Source organism: Olsenella sp. CU969 (assembly GCF_905219715.1).
Taxonomy (GTDB): domain Bacteria; phylum Actinomycetota; class Coriobacteriia; order Coriobacteriales; family Atopobiaceae; genus Granulimonas; species Granulimonas faecalis.
In genome coordinates this window covers 1-3,685 of record NZ_CAJMXC010000115.1, presented here as the reverse complement: position 1 = coordinate 3,685, position 3,685 = coordinate 1, and the positions used below count along the sequence as shown (strand labels likewise).

At 69.0% G+C, this 3,685-nt stretch carries 2 protein-coding genes; both read left to right on the top strand.

Annotated elements, in window-relative coordinates; translation table 11 throughout:
* The first annotated feature begins 353 nt into the window (after positions 1-353).
* Positions 354-1,322, top strand: coding sequence for a carbamate kinase (gene arcC / locus JX283_RS07945; RefSeq protein WP_204830096.1), 969 nt, complete (start codon positions 354-356; stop codon positions 1,320-1,322).
* Between the two features lie 199 nt (positions 1,323-1,521).
* Positions 1,522-3,621 carry an InlB B-repeat-containing protein gene (locus JX283_RS07940; protein ID WP_204830095.1) on the top strand — a complete coding sequence of 700 codons (2,100 nt, stop codon included), beginning with the start codon at positions 1,522-1,524 and terminating at the stop codon, positions 3,619-3,621.
* Positions 3,622-3,685: the final 64 nt, after the last annotated feature.

Here is a 3,685-nt window from a genome sequence, read left to right as displayed (position 1 = left end):
GGTGCCGAGGGGTACCGGTGGCGGGGGGCTGGAGAGCCGAGGCGCCGCGCGCCTGCCCCGGTCCGGGGTGGCCTGTCGCTGTCCCTTGATTTCTGCAAGCAACCTGCAATGCTATGCACGAGAACGGGTTTTAAAGGAATGCAGACGCTGACGCATGAAATTCACGGATGGATTCATACACGGCATCTTGAAAAAACCTATCTACCACTGAAAACGAGATACCTACCGCTCGGCGCAATGCATAAGCTCTCCATAATCCCCGGGCGCCTCGGGGGTATACCTGAAAAGGTAAGGCGCCCCGTGATTCTCGGCACGGGGCTTTGCGTTTCAAATGGACTATTGGGAGGACACACATGGCTTCTGATTACACCAAGGCCCCGGGCAAGCCCGACCGCATCGTCGTGGCCCTCGGCGGCAACGCCCTCGGCGACAACCCCTCCGAGCAGATGGAGCGCATCGATGTCGCCGCGCCCGCGCTGNTCGGNCTCATNGAGCTCGGCAACGAGATCGTCATCACCCACGGCAACGGCCCTCAGGTCGGCATGATCCAGAAGTCGTTCGCCACCGCCAACGACATCAACCGCGAGATCCCGGCCATGGACCTGCNCGNGTGCGGCGCCATGAGCCAGGGCTACATCGGCTACCACCTGCAAAAGGGCCTCGGCAACGAGATCCGTCGCCAGGGCAAGCCGTGGCACGTGGCCACCATCGTGACCGAGGTCGAGGTAGACAAGAACGACCCCGCCTTCGAGAACCCCACCAAGCCCATCGGCCAGTTCCTCACCAAGGAGCAGGCGGACGCCCAGAAGGCCGAGAACCCCACCTGGCAGTTCATGGAGGACTCCGGCCGCGGCTACCGTCGCGTCGTCGCCTCCCCGGCGCCCAAGTCCATCGTTGAGATCGGCTCCATCCGCCACCTGCTCGACGAGGAGTACATCGTCATCGCCTGCGGTGGCGGCGGCATCCCCGTGTACGAGCAGGACAACGCCCTCGTGGGCGTCGGCGCCGTCATCGACAAGGACCTCGCCGGCGAGCTGCTCGCCGAGGACTGCGACGCCGAGAAGCTGATCCTCCTCACCGCCGTGGNTCACGTGGCCATCAACTTCGGCAAGCCCGACCAGCAGGACCTCGAGGACATCACCGTCGAGGAGGCCGAGAAGTACCTGGCCGAGGGCCAGTTCGGCAAGGGTTCCATGGAGCCCAAGGTCAAGGCCGCCGTCAAGTTCGCCAAGAGCCGCCCCGGCCGCGTGGCCATCATCGGCTCCCTCGAGAAGGCCCCCGAGGCCATGAAGGGCACCAGCGGCACCCGCATCCACATGTAGGCTGCCCGCCCAGAGCGTTCCTCCCAAGGCCCCCGCATCGGCGGGGGCCTTTTCTGTCAACAGGTTGCCCTCATGCTTGTGATCCTCTAAACGCGTTTGATTTTTCACGTTTTATGGGAATNCCAGTGGGAAGGAATCGAGCCGAGCGTCCCGTGGCGGCCAGCCAGGGGCGGAGGGCTCGTTCGAGGAGGTCCCGGTCGTGGGCACATCTGGATACCGTTGGAAGGGGAGGGCGGCCGCCGTCGTGGCCGTCGCATGCATCGCGGGGACGGGCCTCTCGGTGGCCGTGACGCCGGCGCTGGCCGACCCCGACGAATCCGCCGTGGAGGCGGCGGACCAGGCCCGGATAATCTCCAACATGCGCTGGACCGTCACCGGGCCCAATACCGCCACGGCCTCCTGGGACGCCGTGGACGGCGCCCTGCTCTACGACATCAGAATCCTTAAAAACGGCATTCAGGTCGATGCCGAGAAGACCCAGGGCACCAGCTTCGACTTCACCGTGACCGATCCGGGGGCCTATGAGTTCGCCGTGGGCGTGGCCCAGTCGGCCGGCGGCTCGAGCTCCGGCATCACCCAGGGTCGCGACAGGCTCCTCACGGTTTCCCTCGACCCCAACAACGGTGAGGCGGTGGAGCCCGTGGCCATGCTCGTGGAGGAGGGCGGCCGCCTCCGCAACAGGCCTGCCGATCCCACCTGGGGGGCCAACGAGTTCAAAGGGTGGACCGCCTCCCCGGTGAGTGGCGCCTTGGTGATCCCCTACGACTTCACGGGATGGGGCGCCCAGATCATGGCCCCTGTCACCCTCACGGCCCAGTGGCGTCTGGCGGCCCCTGCGTCGGTGGCCTGGAACGTCACCCACGACGGCGTGGGTTGGGGCCAGGTGGACGGGGCTTCCGGTTACCACGTGGTGGAGGCCGCCGGGGCAGACGCCCCCGACACCACGGTCCTTGACACCGATGTGGCTGCCGGCGTCTCCTCCGTGGGGGTGGACGTACCCGCCGACCCCGGGACCTATGTGGTCACGGTGGAGGCCTTGGGCGGGATGGGCATCGCTCCCTCTGCGGCCACGGCCTCGGCGGCCCTCCACAGCGTGGCCTTCGACGCCGCGGGCGGCTCGCCCACGCCTGCCATGGAGTTCGTGGAGGCCGGCCAGGCGGCTTCCCGGCCGACCGACCCCACCCTGGCCGGCCACACCTTCGAGGGGTGGTACGCCCTTGGGGCCGGCGCCCCCTACGACTTCGCCGCGCCCGTGACGGCGCCGACGACCCTCACGGCNCGCTGGTCGGTGTCGCCCTGCTCGGTGCGCTTGGAGCTGAACGGCGGCACCCTCGTCGGCCTCGACGTGACCTCCTACACCCCGGGCACGGCCGTGACGCTGCCGTCGGCCTCCCATGTGGGCTGCACCTTCGGCGGCTGGTACGAGTCGGCCGACNNCTCCGGCAGCCCGGTGGCGCANATCCAAGCGACCGCTACGGGCGACAAGGTCTTCTACGCGAGGTGGGTCCCCGACACCTACCTNGTCTACCTCGATCCCGAGGGCGGCAGGATCCTCGATCGCCGCCTCACCCACTACACCTACGGCACCGGCCTCGTGCTACCCCAGATGGTGACGAGGTCCGGCTACACCTTCGAGGGTTGGTACGCCACCGCGGACTTCTCGGGCTCCCCGGTGGATGAGATCGCGCCGGACGCCACGGGCAACAAGTNCTTCTACGCCCGCTGGCGCGCCAACGACTACGGGATCGTCTACGAGACCGATGGCGGCGAGCTGCCCGAAGGCGCCCCCGACGGCTACGTGCACGGTGAGGGATGCGTGTTGCCGGTGCCCACGAAGGCCGGCCACACCTTCGAGGGGTGGTACGAGACGGCCGACTTCTCCGGCGACCCGGTGACCGAGGTGGGCGCCGACGCCACGGGCGACAAGGTCTTCTACGCCCGCTGGTCGGAGGACCCGGCCGACGTGCCCGGCGGTGATGCGTCTGACGGCGGCACGTCTGGCGGGAACCACGGCGCTGGCGGCTCCGGTGGGGCCGTGTCCGGTGGTGATGGCTCCGGTGGGGTCGTGGACAAGGGCACCGGTGCGGGGTCTGCCGAGGGCGGCGCCGCTGCCGGCGTGAGCGTCACCGCTGCCGACGGCCGGGCCACGGTGGTCCCGGTGGGGGAGCGCGGCGCGGCGGCGGGCCTCGTTGCCGAGACGGGCGACTTCCAGCGGGGCGGCGGCGTGCTCCTCGGCATCGCCGCGGCGGTCGCGGCTGCGGCGACGGCGATGGCGGCACGGATCCGTCGCAGGGCCTGACGCAGCCAGCGCGCCGTGGGGCCTCCCTGGCGGCTCTCGGCTGGCTGCACCCCCCCCAGCGCAC